The sequence below is a fragment of the Streptomyces uncialis genome (assembly GCF_036250755.1).
Classification (GTDB): Bacteria; Actinomycetota; Actinomycetes; order Streptomycetales; family Streptomycetaceae; genus Streptomyces; species Streptomyces uncialis.
The window spans coordinates 8,010,243-8,024,084 of record NZ_CP109583.1 but is presented as its reverse complement, the minus strand read 5'-3'; the positions used below and the strand labels follow the sequence as shown (position 1 = coordinate 8,024,084).

The window sequence follows — 13,842 nt, the reverse complement described above, 5'->3', positions numbered from 1 at the left end:
AACGGGGGGCGGTACATACGGTGTGCGTACCGCCTGGCGCCGGGCAGGCCCTCCGGGTGACTATGGACCCATGGCCATGGCCTTGGGCAGCGTTGTCCGGGCGGCCGCGAGGAGGGTGCCATGATGCCCGGATCGACTCCCGGATCGACCAGAACCATGGGAATGCTCACCGTCGGGACGCTGGTGGCCGTGTCGGCGTACTCGGTGGCGCTCGGCAGCAACGGCTGGCTGTGGTTCGGCTGGGTGCTGGTGGGGCTGATCACCGTCGGTATGGTCGTGGCCCGCGACAGTTGATCACCGAACGCCTGACCCGTACGGCCAGGGCGTCTACCGTCTTCGTATGGAACTTGATCTCGACGCGTACTTCGACCGGATCGGCTGGACAGGCGGCCGGGCGCCGACCGCCGACACCCTGCGGGCACTGAACCGGGCACATGTGCGCGGCATCCCCTTCGAGAACCTGGAACCGGTGCTGGTCTCGGCGCCGTCCATCGATCTCGCCGACATACAGACGAAGCTGGTCCGCTCACGGCGCGGCGGCTACTGCTACGAACAGAACACCCTCTTCGCCGCGGTGCTGCGGGCACTCGGCTTCTCGGTGACGGGTCTCGCCGCGCGGGTCGTCCAGGGGGCGCGGCCCGGCGCGATCCGGCCCCGGACGCATATGACGCTGCTCGTGGAGGTGCCCGACGAGCCCGGGCGGTATCTCGCGGACGTGGGCTTCGGGTCCGAGGGCGGGCTGCTGGAGGCCGTGCCGCTGGTCGTCGGCACCGTCACCGTCGGGGCGGACGGGCGGCGGCACCGGCTGGTCCAGCCGGAGCGGACCGGGCCGCTGGCCACCTGGCTGCTCCAGGCGCGGGAGGTGGGCGCGCCGGAGACGGCCGACTGGGACGGGCAGTACAGCTTCACGGAGGAGCCGTTCGAGCAGACGGACTTCGACGTGGCCAACTGGCATGTCGCGACGAACCCCCGGTCGCCGTTCAGCCGGGCGGTGCATGTCCAGCGGACGTTTGACGACCGGCATCTGCGGCTCGCCGGGAGGGAGCTGACCGAGAAGTTCGCGGACGGCCGGGAGCGGAGGGTCGTCCAGGTGGCGGACGAGGAACTGCTGAAGGTCCTGGCGGACGATTTCGGGATCGAGCTGCCCGAGGGGACGAAGCTGCCCTGACCGCGCGGGGGCGGGGTGGCCCGGAGGGGCGCGGGGAACCGTGCGGACCACAGGGCCTGTGCCGGAGCACGGTCGGCCACGCGTGGGACCCCGGGCGCCCGTCACCGCGAGACGGGCCGTCTCGATGGCGTTATGCTCGCCGAGGGGCCCAGCGGGCCGCGACGGCCCACGCCGGAGGCGGTGCGTATGACGGCAGGGTCGGGCGACCGGACGCACGGCGGATGGGCGATCGGCGCCACCGTGCTCGCGTTCCTCGTCACCATGATGGGAACCACCCTGCCCACCCCCCTGTACGCGATCTACGCCACCGAGCTCGGTTTCGACGATCTCACCGTCACGGTGCTGTTCGCCCTCTACGCGTTCGGTGTCGTCGTCACCCTGCTGCTGTTCGGACGGCTGTCGGACGATCTGGGGCGCCGTCCCGTACTGCTGCTCGCCGTGGGACTCGCCCTGGCCAGCGCCCTGTTGTTCCTGCTGCCGCCGACACTGCCCGGGCTCGTCGTGGCCCGGGTCCTGTCGGGGCTGGGGGCCGGGCTGATGAGCGGCGCCGGTACGGCCGCGGTCATCGATCTGTTCCCGGCCGACCGCAAGGTCACCGCCGGGACCGTGGCGATCGCCGCGAACACCGGCGGCCTCGCGCTCGGCACGCTGCTCAGCGGGGTGATCGCCGACACCGCGCCCGCGCCCCTGGTCGTCCCCTACGCGGCGCAGACCGTCCTCGCGGTGCTCGCCCTCGCCGGGCTGTGGGCCTTCACCCCGGCGCCCGGCCCGCACGGCCGGCCGCGGGTACGGCCGCACCGGCTCCATGTGCCCGCGGCCGTGCGCGGGGCGTTCACCCTGGCGGTGCTCTCCGCCGGTACCGCGTTCGCCGTCACCGGGGTGCTCACCGCCGTGAGCGCGCTGTTCCTCGAACACTCGCTGGGGCTGCGCAGCCACACCCTCGCCGGACTCGTCGTCTGCCTCGCCTTCGCGGGCATGGCGGTGGGCCAGCTGCTCGCCCGGCGGCTGCGCCCGGCGACGGCCCTCCCGATCGGCTGCGCGGGCCTGGTGCTCGCCGCGGGCGTCCTCGCGCTGGCGCTGGCGGCCACCTCGCTCGGCGCGCTGCTGACGGCGCCGGTGGTGCTGGGGGTCGCCGGCGGGCTGTGTCTGAACGCCGGGATCGCGACCACGGTCGGGCAGGTCGAACCGGCGCGCCGGGGCGAGGTCTCCTCGTCCTTCTTCGCCGGGCTGTACTGCATGCTCGCCGTACCGGCCGTCGGTGTCGGAGTGCTCTCCGAACTCACCGATCTGCGCACGGCGGGACTGGTCTTCGCGGCGGCCGTCGCCGTCCTGGCCGCGACCGTCGGAGCGGTCGCGGCCACCGGGGCGCACCGCGCCGCGACCGCCCACCCGTCCGGCGCGCCGACCGACCGGGGACGCTGACCCGACGGTACCGGGGACGCTGACCCGACGCGGCCCGGGCCGCGTGGAGTTGCGGGGAGTTGCGGGGAGCGCCGGGCGCTGAGGCGTGCGCAGGTGGGCGGAGTCGGGCGGAGCAGCGGGTCCCGAGCGTTCCGGAGTCGTTCCGGGGTCCGGGGTCCGGGGAGGGCAGGGTCTCCACCCCGGGACGGCTCGTCGTCACCACCATGGACCCCGTCCACCATCACGGTTCCGCCTTCGTGCCCGGCGCGACACAGCCGCTCTACGGGCTGCCGCGCCGGACCGGCACGGGGTCCGGCCGCGGGGAGCGGTGACCGGAACACCACGACACCTGCGGACGCCCCTCCCGACCACCCCCTGAACTGCGAGAATGCGAGGCACTAGGTCCTCTGGTACAGGCGGGATGCACCCCATGTTCTATTACGTCCTCAAGCACGTGCTGCTGGGACCGCTGCTGCGGCTCCTCTTCCGCCCCCGGATCGAGGGGCTGGAGCGGGTGCCGGAGACGGGCGCCGCGATCATCGCGGGAAACCATCTGTCCTTCGCGGACCACTTCCTGATGCCGGCCATCCTGCGGCGGCGCATCACCTTCCTGGCCAAGGCGGAGTACTTCACCGGGCCGGGACTGAGAGGACGGCTCACCGCGGCGTTCTTCCGCAGCGCGGGCCAGATCCCGGTGGACCGCTCCGGCAAGGAGGCCGGGCAGGCGGCGATCCGGGAAGGGCTCGGGGTGCTCTCCCAGGGGGAGTTGCTCGGTATCTACCCCGAGGGGACGCGCTCGCACGACGGCAGGCTCTACAAGGGCAAGGTCGGGGTCGCCGCGATGGCCCTGAAGGCGGGCGTGCCCGTGATCCCGTGCGCGATGATCGGCACGTTCGAGGCACAGCCCCCCGGCCAGGTGCTGCCCCGGCTGCATCCGGTGCGCATCCGGTTCGGCGCGCCGCTGGAGTTCTCCCGCTACGAGGGACTGGAGAACGAGAAGGCGATCCTGCGGGCCGTCACCGACGAGATCATGTACGCCATCCTGGAACTCTCCGGCCAGGAGTACGTGGACCGTTACGCGGCGGAGGTCAAGGCGGAGGAGACCTCCCGCTGAGCGGACGGCCGGGCGGACGCCGGGAGGCGGCGGGACACCTCGGCGGGCGCGCTGTCGCACCGCAGGCTGCCGTCCGGCGGTGATCGGCACATGGTCACGCGGAAGGGGGTCCGGGCAGTTGCCCGGACCCCCTTCGTGCTCCCTCAGCGCTGTCCGGCCCCCGCGCGGGGGCCGGTACCGCGGGTCAGGGCTTGGGAGTGGCGCGCGGCGCGCACGTCACGTTCTTGCTGTCGACCTTGCCGGTCAGGAGGTACGTGTCGACACGGTCGTTCACACACGGGTTGACCGCCCCGGTGACACCGTGCGACCCGGCGCCCTTCTCGACGATCAGCCGGGAGCCCTTGAACCGCTTGTGCAGTTCGAGCGCGCCCGCGTACGGCGTGGCCGCGTCCCGGTCGGCCTGGACGATCAGCACCGGCGGCAGACCCTTGCGCGTCTTCACCTCGACAGGGGTGTGCTGCTTCGACTTCCAGGTGGAGCAGGGGAGGTTCATCCACGCGTTGGACCAGGTGAGGAACGGGTAGTCCCGGTGGAGCCGGGTGTTGTCCCGGTCCCAGGTCCGCCAGTCGCGGGGCCACTTGGCGTCGGCGCACTCCACCGCGGTGTAGACGGCGTTGCCGTTCTCGGAGGAGGCATTGCCCGCGATGTCCGTCATATCGGGACCGGCGGCGTCCACCAGCGCCTGGGTGTTCCCGGCGGCGTACTGGCTCCACACCCGGGCGACCGGCACCCAGCGGGAGTCGTAGTACGGGGCGCCCTGGAAGAAGCCGATCAGCTCGGCCGGGCCGACGACCCCGCCGATGGGGTTCTTCTTCGCGGCGGCGCGGAGCTCGCGCCACCGCTCCTCGACCGCGGCACGGGTGGTGCCGAGGTGGAAGGCGGCGTCGTTCTTGGCGACCCAGGACGTCCAGTCGTCCCAGCGCATCTGGAAGGCCACGTCCTGGTCGAGGTTGGCCTGGTACCAGATCTTCTCGCGGGACGGGTTGACGACGCTGTCGGCGACCAGGCGCCGGACATGGTCCGGGAAGAGCGTGCCGTACACGGCGCCGAGGTAGGTGCCGTAGGAGACCCCGAGGAAGTTCAGCTTCTCCTCGCCGAGCGCGGCGCGGATGACGTCCAGGTCGCGGGCCGTGTTCGGGGTGGTCATGTGCGGCAGCATCTCGCCGCTGCGTTCGGCGCAGCCGTCCGCGTACTCGGCGGCGAGCTTGCGCTGGGCGCGCTTGTCGGCCTCGCTGTCGGGGACCGGGTCCAGCTTGGGCGCCTTGACGAACTCCTGCGGGTCGATGCAGGAGATGGGCGCGGAGTGACCGACACCGCGCGGGTCGAAGCCGACGAAGTCGTAGGCCTTCGAGGTCTTCACCCACAGCGGGTTCTTGCTGGTGACCCGGGCGGGGAAGCGCAGACCCGAGCCGCCGGGGCCGCCGGGGTTGTAGACGAGGGCGCCCTGGCGCTCCTCGGGGGTGCCGGTGTGGCCGATCCGGTCGACGGCGAGCTCGATCGTCTTGCCGAACGGCTTGGCGTAGTCCAGCGGTACGGTCACCCAGCCGCACTGGATGGGCTTGGCGAGCCCCCAGTCGGCGGGACAGTCCTTCCAGTCGATCCCGGCCTTCTTGGCGCGGGCCGCGGCGATGGACGCGCCTATCTGCTCCCGTTCCTGACCACGGACCTGGTCACGGCCCAGGTCACGGTCGCCGTGCGCGCTGGCCGCGGGCGCGGCCAGCGCGCCTGCTATGAGGGTCGCCGCGATCATGGTGCCCGCGGAGCCGAGCGCGGTCACCCGCCTCACCCGTGTCCGTCTCAAGTGGGACCTCCCGTACGCCGATTCGAATGAGTCAGCGTGATCCTGTCGTCTGTGGGGTCCCTGACAACAGGCAGGGTCGGGGTTCTTTACCAATCCGATAACCGGCAACCCGCGTTCCGTGAGCGGTACGCGGGTGTGGGCGAGTCGGCAGGGGGTGGCATCCGCCGGACGGGGGGCGTGCGGGGCGGGCCGCTCGGGGCAGCGGGAGCGGCCGGAAGCGGCCGGGGCCGACGGGCGGCGGGCGGCGGGCGGCGGGCGGCGGGCGGCGGGCGGCGGGCGGCGGGCGGCGGGCGGCGGGCGGCGGGCGGCGGGCGGCGGGCGGCGGGCGGCGGGCGGCGGGCGGCGGGCGGATTCTCCGGGCGGAGGTCATTCGGAGGCACCGGATTCGCGGGTATTCAGCATCGGTCGACGTCCGCGTGGCACGCAATTCCCCGGCGGCACCGGAATTGGCCGGTATCCGGTACCGGGGGTGTGCGGTGCGCATATGCCTGGAGTTCGTCAACCGAACGGTGTCCGACAGAACTCGGCGACTGCCGGGCAGAATTCGGCGCCGTACGGTTGCAAGGGGCACCGATGGTGAAATCAGCCGCGATGTCGCGCGCCCCGCTCCCGGATCAGGGCGCGGCGGCTGTTTCCTTTCCCCGCCGATCGGCCGGTCCCGGCAGGGCGGGGCCAGGAGGGGCTGCCGAAGGGCGGCGCGGCGCCGGGGACCGCGTACGGGTCAGTCCGCGCGGCCGGTCGCGGCGACGGTGACCCCAAGGCCGATCATCGTGAGGCCACCGACCCCGCCGACGGCGGCGTACCGCTTCGGCGACCGGGCGAACCAGTTCCGCGCGGTGGCCGCGGCGAGTCCCCACACGCTGTCGCAGACGACGGCGATGGCGTTGAACACCAGCCCGAGCAACAGCATCTGGGCGACCACCTGTCCCCTCCCGTGGTCGACGAACTGAGGGAGCACGGCGGCGAAGAACACGATCGTCTTGGGGTTGGCGACCCCGACCGCGAATCCCTCCCAGAGGGTGCGCGACCCGCTGGCCGGTGGCGCGCCACCGTCCGCCGCCAGGGGCATCACCCCTCGCCGGCGCACCGCCTTGATCCCGAGGTGGATGAGGTAGGCCGCGCCCACCAGCTTGATGACGGTGAAGACGAGGACGGAGCGTTCGACGATCGCCCCGACTCCCAGCGCCACGGCCACGACGAGGACATAGGCGCCGAGCGTGTTCCCCACGACCGTCGTCAGCGCGGCGCGGCGGCCCTGCGAGAGGGCCCGGCCGACGACGAACAGGACGCTGGGGCCCGGGACGACGATGAGGAGGAAGGACATGGCCGCGAAGGCGAGCAATCGGTCCAGAGACACCATGGGCGCATTCCAGCACTCCCGGGTCCCGACTCTCCAGCCCTTTACGCCTGGTGGTTCACGCGGCGGCTCAGGCGTCGGTCCGCACAGCGGCTCACGCGGCGTACGTCCGGCGGCGCACGCGGCGGTCCGTACGACAGTCGGTACGGCGGTCCGTCGGCGGTCCGTACGGCGGTCACCGGGAAGCGGGGCGCGGGACTTCGGCCGGGTACGGGTGCCCGGGGCGGCCCTCCGAGCGGGGGCCGCCGCGCCGGTCGCAGTGCCCGCCCGAGGTGGCGACCGCGGCGCCGTGCGGAGCGGAAACCGACCGCACGGTCTGCTTTCGACGACCGGAAGGTTCGAACGCGGTGCGCTCCCGCTGCTCCCGGGGCGTGACCGATCCGGTATGCGCCGCCCGCACGCCGGGGCGTGCAGGGGGTTGCGCGGGGGCGCTCGGACGCGCTAGCGGGCGTCCGGGCCCCGGTGCTCCGCCGTGATCCCGAACCGCTGACGTTCGCGGGGAGCGGACGCCAAGGGCACGAGCGAGGACACGGAACTGACGGTGTGTTCGTCCGGTGATTCCTGGAGCGCTTCGAGTTTTTGCAGGTCACCGGCGGACACCAGGGCGACGAGCGGCTTGCCGTGCCGGGTCAGGACGACCGTCTCACCGCCGTACACCACGCGGTTGATCAGATCGGCGAGCTCGGCTCGTGCTTGCGTCACCGGAATCTCATGGGCCATGCTCCCCATCTTAACGGCACGTACGTCCTGTACATTTTTTACAGAGGAGGCGCCCACTCATGCCCGTGCAGCCGACGGCCCGCCATGTCCTGCCGCAGTTCACCGAACGCACCTCGACCGGCCCCCGCACCCTGGACCCGTACGCGAAGCTGCTGGCGGAACGGATCGTCTTCCTCGGCACACCCGTCGACGACACCTCGGCGAACGATGTGGCGGCGCAGTTCATGTATCTGGAGCACGCGGCCCCCGACCGGGACATCTCGCTCTACATCAACTCGCCCGGCGGCTCGTTCGCCGCCATGACCGCGATCTACGACACGATGCGGTTCGTCACCTGCGACGTGGAGACGATCTGCCTCGGCCAGGCGGCCTCCGCCGCGGCCGTCCTGCTCGCCGCCGGCACCCCCGGCAAACGGCTGGCCCTGCCCGGCGCCCGGGTGATGATCCATCAGCCGGCGTTCCCGGAGCCGCTCCAGGGCCAGGCCGACGATCTCGCGATCCAGGCGCGTGAGCTCCAGCGGACCCGTGACCTGCTGGAGGAGCTGCTCGTCCGGCACACCGGGCAGAGCCGGGAGCGGGTCGCGGCGGACATCGAGCGCGACCACTTCCTCGACGCGCCCCAGGCGCTGGCGTACGGGCTGGTCGACCGGATCGTGCCGAGCCGCAAGGCCACGCGCACGGCACCGGGCATCCGGTAGCCCCCGATGCTGCCGGATCTGCCGCCGCTGCCCGCGCTCACCCGGGCCGAGGGCGAGCTGATCGACCGCTATCTGGAGGCCGCCGTACTGCTGGGGCGGATCAACCCGGCGCGCGCCGGTGACACCTACAGCGCTCTGCGCGCCGCCCAGGCGCTCGCCGCGACGGCCGCCGCGCTCCGGGACGCGCTGGCGCTGATGCACCGGCGCGGCGAGAGCGAGCTGCACACCGACACGCTGGCCCGCGCGCTGCGCACCCTGGACGGCGTACGACGGTCGGCGCGCGTCGGGGTCCCTCCGGACGGCACCTGACCCGACGTCCGGGGCCGCTCCGAAACGGCCCGAACGGGGTACCACCGAACAGCGTAGCCAGGGGTAGACATTTGAGTGGTCCAACTTGCGCGAATCGTCTGTCCGGCAGCCAGAATTATGCGTTCCGCCGCTGGTACAGACGTCGTCGGCCGTCTGCCGAGGTGTTCGACCTGGGGGCTGTCCACCCGAACGGGTCCGTGGTGAGGAGACTCACAAACCAGCGGTAACGTTCGGTTTTTCCGACATCCATGCGTGAAGATCCCTTCCGACGACAAGCCCCCGCCACAACGGCGGGGCGGTCCGGGCGGACGCCGAGTCCTGCCGCTGCCCGGACGCCAGGTCGACAGAAGTGCATCGGCAGGAGTGGAGGACCCAGGTACGACGGGCCGCCGGAGAGATCCGGACGGCCCTTGGGGTGAAGCCGCGCGAGCGGCCGGGCATCTTCGCCTGCCCGAACCCGACAGGTCATCCTTCACAGGCGGCTGACGAAGGGTTTCGCATGACCGCGCTGAATCGTGTTCCGTCGCTGCTGACGAGGGCCACCACGGCCTCGGCTCTCACGCTCGTCGCCGTCGGCGGCGGTATCGTCGCCCCCGGCGCCGCCTCCGAGGCGTCCGCCGCGGCACCGGGGGCCAAGGCGCTCAAGGTGGCCGCCTCCAAGAAGGGCGCCCCCTACCAGTACGGAGCCACCGGCCCGAGCCGCTTCGACTGCTCAGGGCTCACGCTGTACTCGTTCAAGAAGGCCGGCAAGACGCTGCCCCGCACGGCCGCCGGCCAGTACAACAAGACCAAGCGTGTGAAGGCGGGCAACCGCAGCAAGGGCGACCTGGTCTTCTTCTACTCGGGCCGGAACGTCTACCACGTCGGCATCTACGCGGGTGGCGGCAAGATGTGGCACTCCCCGAAGACCGGTGACGTGGTCCGGCTCTCGAAGATCTGGACCAAGAGCGTCAAGTACGGCCGGGTGCGGTGACCCATGGACCTCTGACGGCGGCGCGGACGACGACCGCCGCGCGGGCCCACTGAGGCGGGCGGGGAACGGACCGCGGCCGTTCCCCGCCGCCCTCGGGCCCGTACCGCCCGTACGGCCTCCGGTCGGCCGTCCCCGCACCACGAGCGGTCCCCTGGGGCCCCAGGGGACCGGCACGGGCCCGCACCACCGTGCCGACGGGACCCGCCGCGCCGAAGGGCTCACGCCCGCACGGCTGTGCGGGCGGTCGGCCAGGCGTAGGAAACGCGGCGCGGGATACCCATGTCCCATGCCTGCTGACCCGACACGCCCCGGCCGGACCGGTGATCCTCGGACGGAGACCCCGGTCCAGCGGGCCGACCGGAACTTCGGCGAACTCCTCCAGGAGCTGAGGGTCACCCAGACCGGGGTGCAGATCCTCTTCGCCTTCCTGCTGACCCTCGCCTTCACCCCCCGCTTCCCCGACCTCGACCGCGTGCAGCGGGTCACCTACGTGGTGGCCCTGTGTCTGTCGGTGCTGGCCGCGGCGCTGTTCACGGCGCCCGCCGCGATCCACCGGTATCTGTTCCATCAGGGCGTGAAGAGCGACATCGTCCGGGTGTCCTCCCGGCTCACGGAACTGGGCCTCGGCGTGCTGTGCCTCGCCCTGTCCGGTTCGGTGCTGCTCGCCGTGGATGTCGCGGTGGGGCGGACCGGCGGGCTCGTCGCGGGCGGCGCCACCCTGCTGGTGTGCGCGGCCCTGTGGGTCGTCCTGCCCTGGCATGTCCAGCGGGTCGTGGCCACCAGGGAGGCCACGGACCGGACCGGACCTCCGGCCGGAACCGATGACGGCGGCGAGCCGTCCTGACCGGCCCGCCGACCCGTCGACCACCCGCCCGGCCGGAGCGAGGACACCACGGGCGCCGCGCGCCGGGCCGTCAGCGCTGGGCCGGCCGGTCCGCGCTCGACAGACATCGCCCGCGCTGGAAGGGCAGGGCGATCCAGACCGTCTTGCCGCCCTCGGCGGTGGGGCTGACGGAGAGCCGGCCGCCGTACTCGACGGCGAGCGAGCGGATGATGACCATCCCCCGGCCGTTGTCCTGCTGCACGGCTGCGGGCAGCCGCTTGGGATAGCGCGGATGGCTGTCGGTGACACCCACCCGCAGCTGCTCGTCCCGCACCAGCTCCACGTCCACGGTGAACGTCGGTGACTGGCCGAGCGTGTGCTGGACCGCGTTGGTGGCGAGCTCCGACACGATGAGCCGCACCGTGTCGGTCATGTCCGTGTCGGCGGGCAGCCCCCATTCCGCGAGGACGTCCGTCACATACGCGCGGGCCACGGAGACCGAGGCGGGTTCGCTCGGCAGGGTCACGGATGCTTCCTGGTGGTCGGCCATGGCGACGTCGTCCCTTTCCCACCGGGACCGGACTCCGGCGTGAGGCGGATGGTTCGCGGGCGGTCCCGGATTGGTGCTGCGGCAAAGCCTGCCATCTGAGCGGCGCCCGCGCGTACCGATCCACGAGGATGTGCATATATCTGTCGCTCGAAGCGGTGAACTCTGCCACGGCCGCACGTATTTGGCACACAGCGCCCCCACACCACCTGCGTGCGCCTCGTGCGCCCCCCGAAAGCGCCACTTGCTCTACCGTCTGGCGGTGAACCAGCCACCGGCCGGGAGGAGTCGGCCCATGCACCGAGGTCCCGCGGTACGCCGCCGAAAGCTGGGCGGTGAGCTGCGCCGACTGCGTCTCGCCGCCGCGCTCACCAGCGGCCAGGCCGCGCGTCGGGCGGGTTGGAACCAGTCGAAGGTGAGCCGCATCGAGACCGCGCGCAGCGCCGTGAAGTCCGACGACGTGCGGCTGCTGCTGGACATCTACGAGGTCGCGGACCCGGCGCTGCGCGACCTGCTCGTCGCCCTCGCGGACCTGGGCCCGGCGGCGGTCGACCGCTGGTGGCACGCGTACCGGGGGCTGCTGCCGCCCACGTACCGGGACTTCATCAGCCTGGAGGCACAGGCGTGCCGGATGCGGACCCTGGAGAACTCCGTGGTCCCGGGGCTGCTCCAGACCCCGGAGTACGCGCGGGCCGTGACCCGGGCCTCGCTGGAGGGCCTGTCGGAGACGGAGATCGGGGAGCTGGTCGAGGTACGGCTGACCCGGCAGGACGTGCTGCGCCGCGATCCGCCGCCCCGGTTCGAGGCGGTCGTGGACGAGGCGGTGCTGCGCCGGCCGGTCGGCGGCGCGGCGGTGATGGACGGCCAGCTGGACCATCTCGTCCGGTCGGCGCGGCCGGACGGGGTGGACCTGCGGGTGCTCCCTTTCGCGGCGGGGGAACACATCGGACTGACCGGTCCTTTCGTCATGTTCTCCTTTCCGGGCAACTCCGATCTGGATGTGGTCGTCGTCGACAATCTGACGAGTAGCCTTTATCTGGAAGGGAAAGAAGACGTAAAGGCGTATCTTGACGCCTTCAGTTCGCTCCAAAGGCACGCCCTTTCCCCCGAGGACTCCCTGGACTTCATCGCGGGGGTCCGTCACGGCGCGTAGGAGTATCGATGTCCGAATGGTCGAGGCATTTCCCCCACGTCACCTCACTGAGCGACAGCACTTCGCTCGGCGCCCTTCGCTGGCGCCGTAGCAGCCGCAGTACGGGAATGAACAATTGTGTCGAGACGGCGCGGCCCGGGGCGGGTACCGCGGCCGGTCTGCTCGCCGTCCGGGACTCGAAGGACCCGCAGGGCCCGGCCCTGCTCTTCGCCCCCGGCGCCTGGGACACATTCTTAGGCTCGCTGACCGGGCGCTGACCGGTCCGGCCCTCCCGACGCCGACCGGTTCCGCTCAGCGGGCACCGACCGGTCCCTGACGGGTCGTTCCCCGGGACGCCGAGCCGGTCGGCGTCCCGGGGGCGCGACGCATACCGGGCGCACACCGCGTACGGGGCCGGGGTGCGGGGGAACGCGGGGCGCGCGGGGCTGCCCGTACCACCGGTCCCGGCGCCGTCCCCGCCGCGCGGCGGTCCGGGGTCAGCTCCGGGCGTCCCGGGGGGCGTGGTCCACGATGACGCGTACCGCTTCCTCGACGCGGGCGTCGGTGAGGTCCGCGCGGGCCGTGAGCCGCAGCCGGGACACCCCGTCGGGGACGGAGGGCGGGCGGAAGCAGCCGACGAGGAGCCCCGCCGAGCGGCAGTCGGCCGCCCACCGCACCGCGTCACCCGGCGACGGCGCGCGGACCGACACCACGGCGGCGTCCGGGCGGACGGCCGCCAGTCCCGCGCCGGACAGCAGGGTGTGCAGCCGCGTGGCGACCGCGCGGGCGCGCGCGGCGCGCTCCGGTTCCCTGCGCAGCAGCCGCAGCGCGCCGAGCGCGGCGCCCGTGGCGGCGGGAGCGAGTCCGGTGTCGAAGATGAAGGTGCGGGCGGCGTTGACGAGATGGTCGACGACCCGGGCCGGACCGAGGACGGCGCCGCCCTGGCTGCCGAGCGACTTGGACAGGGTCACGGTGGCGACGACGTCGTCGGCGCCCGCGAGACCCGCCGCGTACGGGGCGCCCCGGCCGCCCTCGCCGAGGACACCGAGGCCGTGCGCGTCGTCCACCACCAGCGCGGCCCCGGCGTCGCGGCAGACGGCGGCGAGCGCGGACAGCGGGGCCGCGTCGCCGTCGACGGAGAACACCGAGTCGGTGACCAGCAGCGCGGGGTCCGTGGGCGCGGCGCGGGTGGCGAACGCCTTGCGTACGGCGTCCGGTGAGCTGTGCGGGACGACCTGGGTGGTGGCACGGGAGAGGCGGCAGCCGTCGATGAGGGAGGCGTGGTTGGCCGCGTCGGAGACGATCAGGGAGCCGTGCGGCGCGAGGGTGGTGAGGGCCGCGAGGTTGGCCGCGTAGCCGGTGGCGAACAGCAGCGCGGACTCGAAGCCGCAGAACCTGGCCAGCTCCGACTCCAGTTCGGTGTGCAGTTCGGTGGTGCCGGTGACGAGCCGGGAGCCGGTGGCGCCGCCGCCCCAGCGGCGGGCCGCCGCGGCGGCGGCGTCGGTGACCTCCGGATGGCGGGTGAGGCCGAGGTAGTCGTTGCCCGCGAGGTCCAGCAGCGGGGAGTCGGCGGGGCGGGGCCGCAGGGTGCGGACCAGTCCTGCGGCGCGGCGGCGCTCGGCCTGCCCGTCGATCCAGTCGAACGGCGATACGGCCATGCGCGCCTCCAGATGCGGCGGGGACGGTGCCGGGGAACGGGCCCGCGGGGCCGGGAACGGTGCCGTGGCCGCGCTGCCCGGCGGCGCGGGGCACCCGGGCGGTTTTGTAGGCAGTCCACAGACCTTAACGGTCGCTCCCCC

The 13,842-nt window shown here is 72.8% G+C and carries 15 protein-coding genes and 1 riboswitch; of the genes, 10 read left to right on the top strand and 5 right to left on the bottom strand.

Features of this window, described 5'->3' with window-relative positions:
- Positions 1–123: 123 nt before the first annotated feature.
- The 4 genes from OG711_RS33635 to OG711_RS33620 all read left to right on the top strand — a co-directional run bounded on the left by OG711_RS33635 (position 124) and on the right by OG711_RS33620 (position 3,683).
- A complete protein-coding gene (locus tag OG711_RS33635; RefSeq protein ID WP_329562347.1) occupies positions 124–294 on the top strand; it encodes a hypothetical protein in 171 nt (56 codons plus the stop codon).
- Positions 295–340: 46 nt separating this feature from the next.
- The gene (locus OG711_RS33630) at positions 341–1,168 is read left to right on the top strand and encodes an arylamine N-acetyltransferase family protein (RefSeq protein WP_329562345.1); all 828 of its coding nucleotides are present in this window, start codon (positions 341–343) and stop codon (positions 1,166–1,168) included.
- 186 nt (positions 1,169–1,354) lie between these two features.
- Positions 1,355–2,590 (top strand): MFS transporter, encoded by a 1,236-nt coding sequence (locus tag OG711_RS33625; RefSeq protein WP_329562343.1) that lies wholly within the window; start codon positions 1,355–1,357, stop codon positions 2,588–2,590.
- A gap of 409 nt (positions 2,591–2,999) precedes the next feature.
- Entirely contained in the window at positions 3,000–3,683 is a 684-nt protein-coding gene (locus tag OG711_RS33620) for a lysophospholipid acyltransferase family protein (protein WP_099281256.1), read from the top strand.
- A gap of 184 nt (positions 3,684–3,867) precedes the next feature.
- Here OG711_RS33620 and OG711_RS33615 read toward each other — a convergent pair whose 3' ends face one another.
- From OG711_RS33615 to OG711_RS33605, 3 genes are all read right to left on the bottom strand, one after another.
- On the bottom strand, positions 3,868–5,433 hold the full coding sequence (locus tag OG711_RS33615; RefSeq protein ID WP_178391203.1) for an alpha/beta hydrolase: 1,566 nt from the start codon (positions 5,431–5,433) through the stop codon (positions 3,868–3,870).
- A 772-nt stretch (positions 5,434–6,205) separates the two neighbouring features.
- Positions 6,206–6,844, bottom strand: coding sequence for a LysE family translocator (locus OG711_RS33610; protein WP_329562340.1), 639 nt, complete (start codon positions 6,842–6,844; stop codon positions 6,206–6,208).
- Positions 6,845–7,282: 438 nt separating this feature from the next.
- Positions 7,283–7,561: a type II toxin-antitoxin system Phd/YefM family antitoxin gene (locus OG711_RS33605; protein ID WP_073794702.1), complete on the bottom strand. Its 279-nt coding sequence runs from the start codon at positions 7,559–7,561 to the stop codon at positions 7,283–7,285.
- A gap of 59 nt (positions 7,562–7,620) precedes the next feature.
- On the opposite strand from OG711_RS33605, the gene OG711_RS33600 reads away from it, so the two are divergent.
- The 4 genes from OG711_RS33600 (at position 7,621) to OG711_RS33585 (ending at position 10,385) form a co-directional block, all read left to right on the top strand.
- Positions 7,621–8,259 (top strand): ATP-dependent Clp protease proteolytic subunit, encoded by a 639-nt coding sequence (locus OG711_RS33600; protein WP_073794704.1) that lies wholly within the window; start codon positions 7,621–7,623, stop codon positions 8,257–8,259.
- Positions 8,260–8,265: 6 nt separating this feature from the next.
- Positions 8,266–8,568, top strand: a complete 303-nt coding sequence (locus OG711_RS33595; protein WP_073794706.1) for a hypothetical protein — start codon at positions 8,266–8,268, stop codon at positions 8,566–8,568.
- A gap of 323 nt (positions 8,569–8,891) precedes the next feature.
- Positions 8,892–9,064, top strand: a riboswitch (cyclic di-AMP (ydaO/yuaA leader).
- Between the two features lie 3 nt (positions 9,065–9,067).
- The gene (locus OG711_RS33590; RefSeq protein ID WP_329562337.1) at positions 9,068–9,541 is read left to right on the top strand and encodes a C40 family peptidase; all 474 of its coding nucleotides are present in this window, start codon (positions 9,068–9,070) and stop codon (positions 9,539–9,541) included.
- A gap of 286 nt (positions 9,542–9,827) precedes the next feature.
- Positions 9,828–10,385 carry a DUF6328 family protein gene (locus OG711_RS33585; protein ID WP_329562335.1) on the top strand — a complete coding sequence of 186 codons (558 nt, stop codon included), beginning with the start codon at positions 9,828–9,830 and terminating at the stop codon, positions 10,383–10,385.
- A 70-nt stretch (positions 10,386–10,455) separates the two neighbouring features.
- Here the strand turns inward: OG711_RS33585 and OG711_RS33580 are convergent, their stop codons facing one another.
- Positions 10,456–10,914, bottom strand: coding sequence for an ATP-binding protein (locus tag OG711_RS33580; RefSeq protein WP_073794715.1), 459 nt, complete (start codon positions 10,912–10,914; stop codon positions 10,456–10,458).
- A 292-nt stretch (positions 10,915–11,206) separates the two neighbouring features.
- On the opposite strand from OG711_RS33580, the gene OG711_RS33575 reads away from it, so the two are divergent.
- Both OG711_RS33575 and OG711_RS33570 read left to right on the top strand, forming a co-directional pair.
- Complete coding sequence (locus tag OG711_RS33575) at positions 11,207–12,064, top strand: helix-turn-helix domain-containing protein (RefSeq protein ID WP_329562332.1); 858 nt, start codon at positions 11,207–11,209, stop codon at positions 12,062–12,064.
- Positions 12,065–12,072: 8 nt separating this feature from the next.
- Positions 12,073–12,321, top strand: coding sequence for a DUF397 domain-containing protein (locus OG711_RS33570; RefSeq protein ID WP_329562330.1), 249 nt, complete (start codon positions 12,073–12,075; stop codon positions 12,319–12,321).
- A 219-nt stretch (positions 12,322–12,540) separates the two neighbouring features.
- Here OG711_RS33570 and OG711_RS33565 read toward each other — a convergent pair whose 3' ends face one another.
- On the bottom strand, positions 12,541–13,701 hold the full coding sequence (locus OG711_RS33565) for an 8-amino-7-oxononanoate synthase (protein ID WP_329562328.1): 1,161 nt from the start codon (positions 13,699–13,701) through the stop codon (positions 12,541–12,543).
- Positions 13,702–13,842: the final 141 nt, after the last annotated feature.

Coding starts and splice junctions, on each gene's coding strand:
- OG711_RS33635 (WP_329562347.1), top strand. CDS start 124: ATGCCCGGATCGACTCCCGGATCGACCAGAACCATGGGAATGCTCACC.
- OG711_RS33630 (WP_329562345.1), top strand. CDS start 341: ATGGAACTTGATCTCGACGCGTACTTCGACCGGATCGGCTGGACAGGC.
- OG711_RS33625 (WP_329562343.1), top strand. CDS start 1,355: ATGACGGCAGGGTCGGGCGACCGGACGCACGGCGGATGGGCGATCGGC.
- OG711_RS33620 (WP_099281256.1), top strand. CDS start 3,000: ATGTTCTATTACGTCCTCAAGCACGTGCTGCTGGGACCGCTGCTGCGG.
- OG711_RS33615 (WP_178391203.1), bottom strand. CDS start 5,433: ATGATCGCGGCGACCCTCATAGCAGGCGCGCTGGCCGCGCCCGCGGCC.
- OG711_RS33610 (WP_329562340.1), bottom strand. CDS start 6,844: ATGGTGTCTCTGGACCGATTGCTCGCCTTCGCGGCCATGTCCTTCCTC.
- OG711_RS33605 (WP_073794702.1), bottom strand. CDS start 7,561: ATGGCCCATGAGATTCCGGTGACGCAAGCACGAGCCGAGCTCGCCGAT.
- OG711_RS33600 (WP_073794704.1), top strand. CDS start 7,621: ATGCCCGTGCAGCCGACGGCCCGCCATGTCCTGCCGCAGTTCACCGAA.
- OG711_RS33595 (WP_073794706.1), top strand. CDS start 8,266: ATGCTGCCGGATCTGCCGCCGCTGCCCGCGCTCACCCGGGCCGAGGGC.
- OG711_RS33590 (WP_329562337.1), top strand. CDS start 9,068: ATGACCGCGCTGAATCGTGTTCCGTCGCTGCTGACGAGGGCCACCACG.
- OG711_RS33585 (WP_329562335.1), top strand. CDS start 9,828: ATGCCTGCTGACCCGACACGCCCCGGCCGGACCGGTGATCCTCGGACG.
- OG711_RS33580 (WP_073794715.1), bottom strand. CDS start 10,914: ATGGCCGACCACCAGGAAGCATCCGTGACCCTGCCGAGCGAACCCGCC.
- OG711_RS33575 (WP_329562332.1), top strand. CDS start 11,207: ATGCACCGAGGTCCCGCGGTACGCCGCCGAAAGCTGGGCGGTGAGCTG.
- OG711_RS33570 (WP_329562330.1), top strand. CDS start 12,073: ATGTCCGAATGGTCGAGGCATTTCCCCCACGTCACCTCACTGAGCGAC.
- OG711_RS33565 (WP_329562328.1), bottom strand. CDS start 13,701: ATGGCCGTATCGCCGTTCGACTGGATCGACGGGCAGGCCGAGCGCCGC.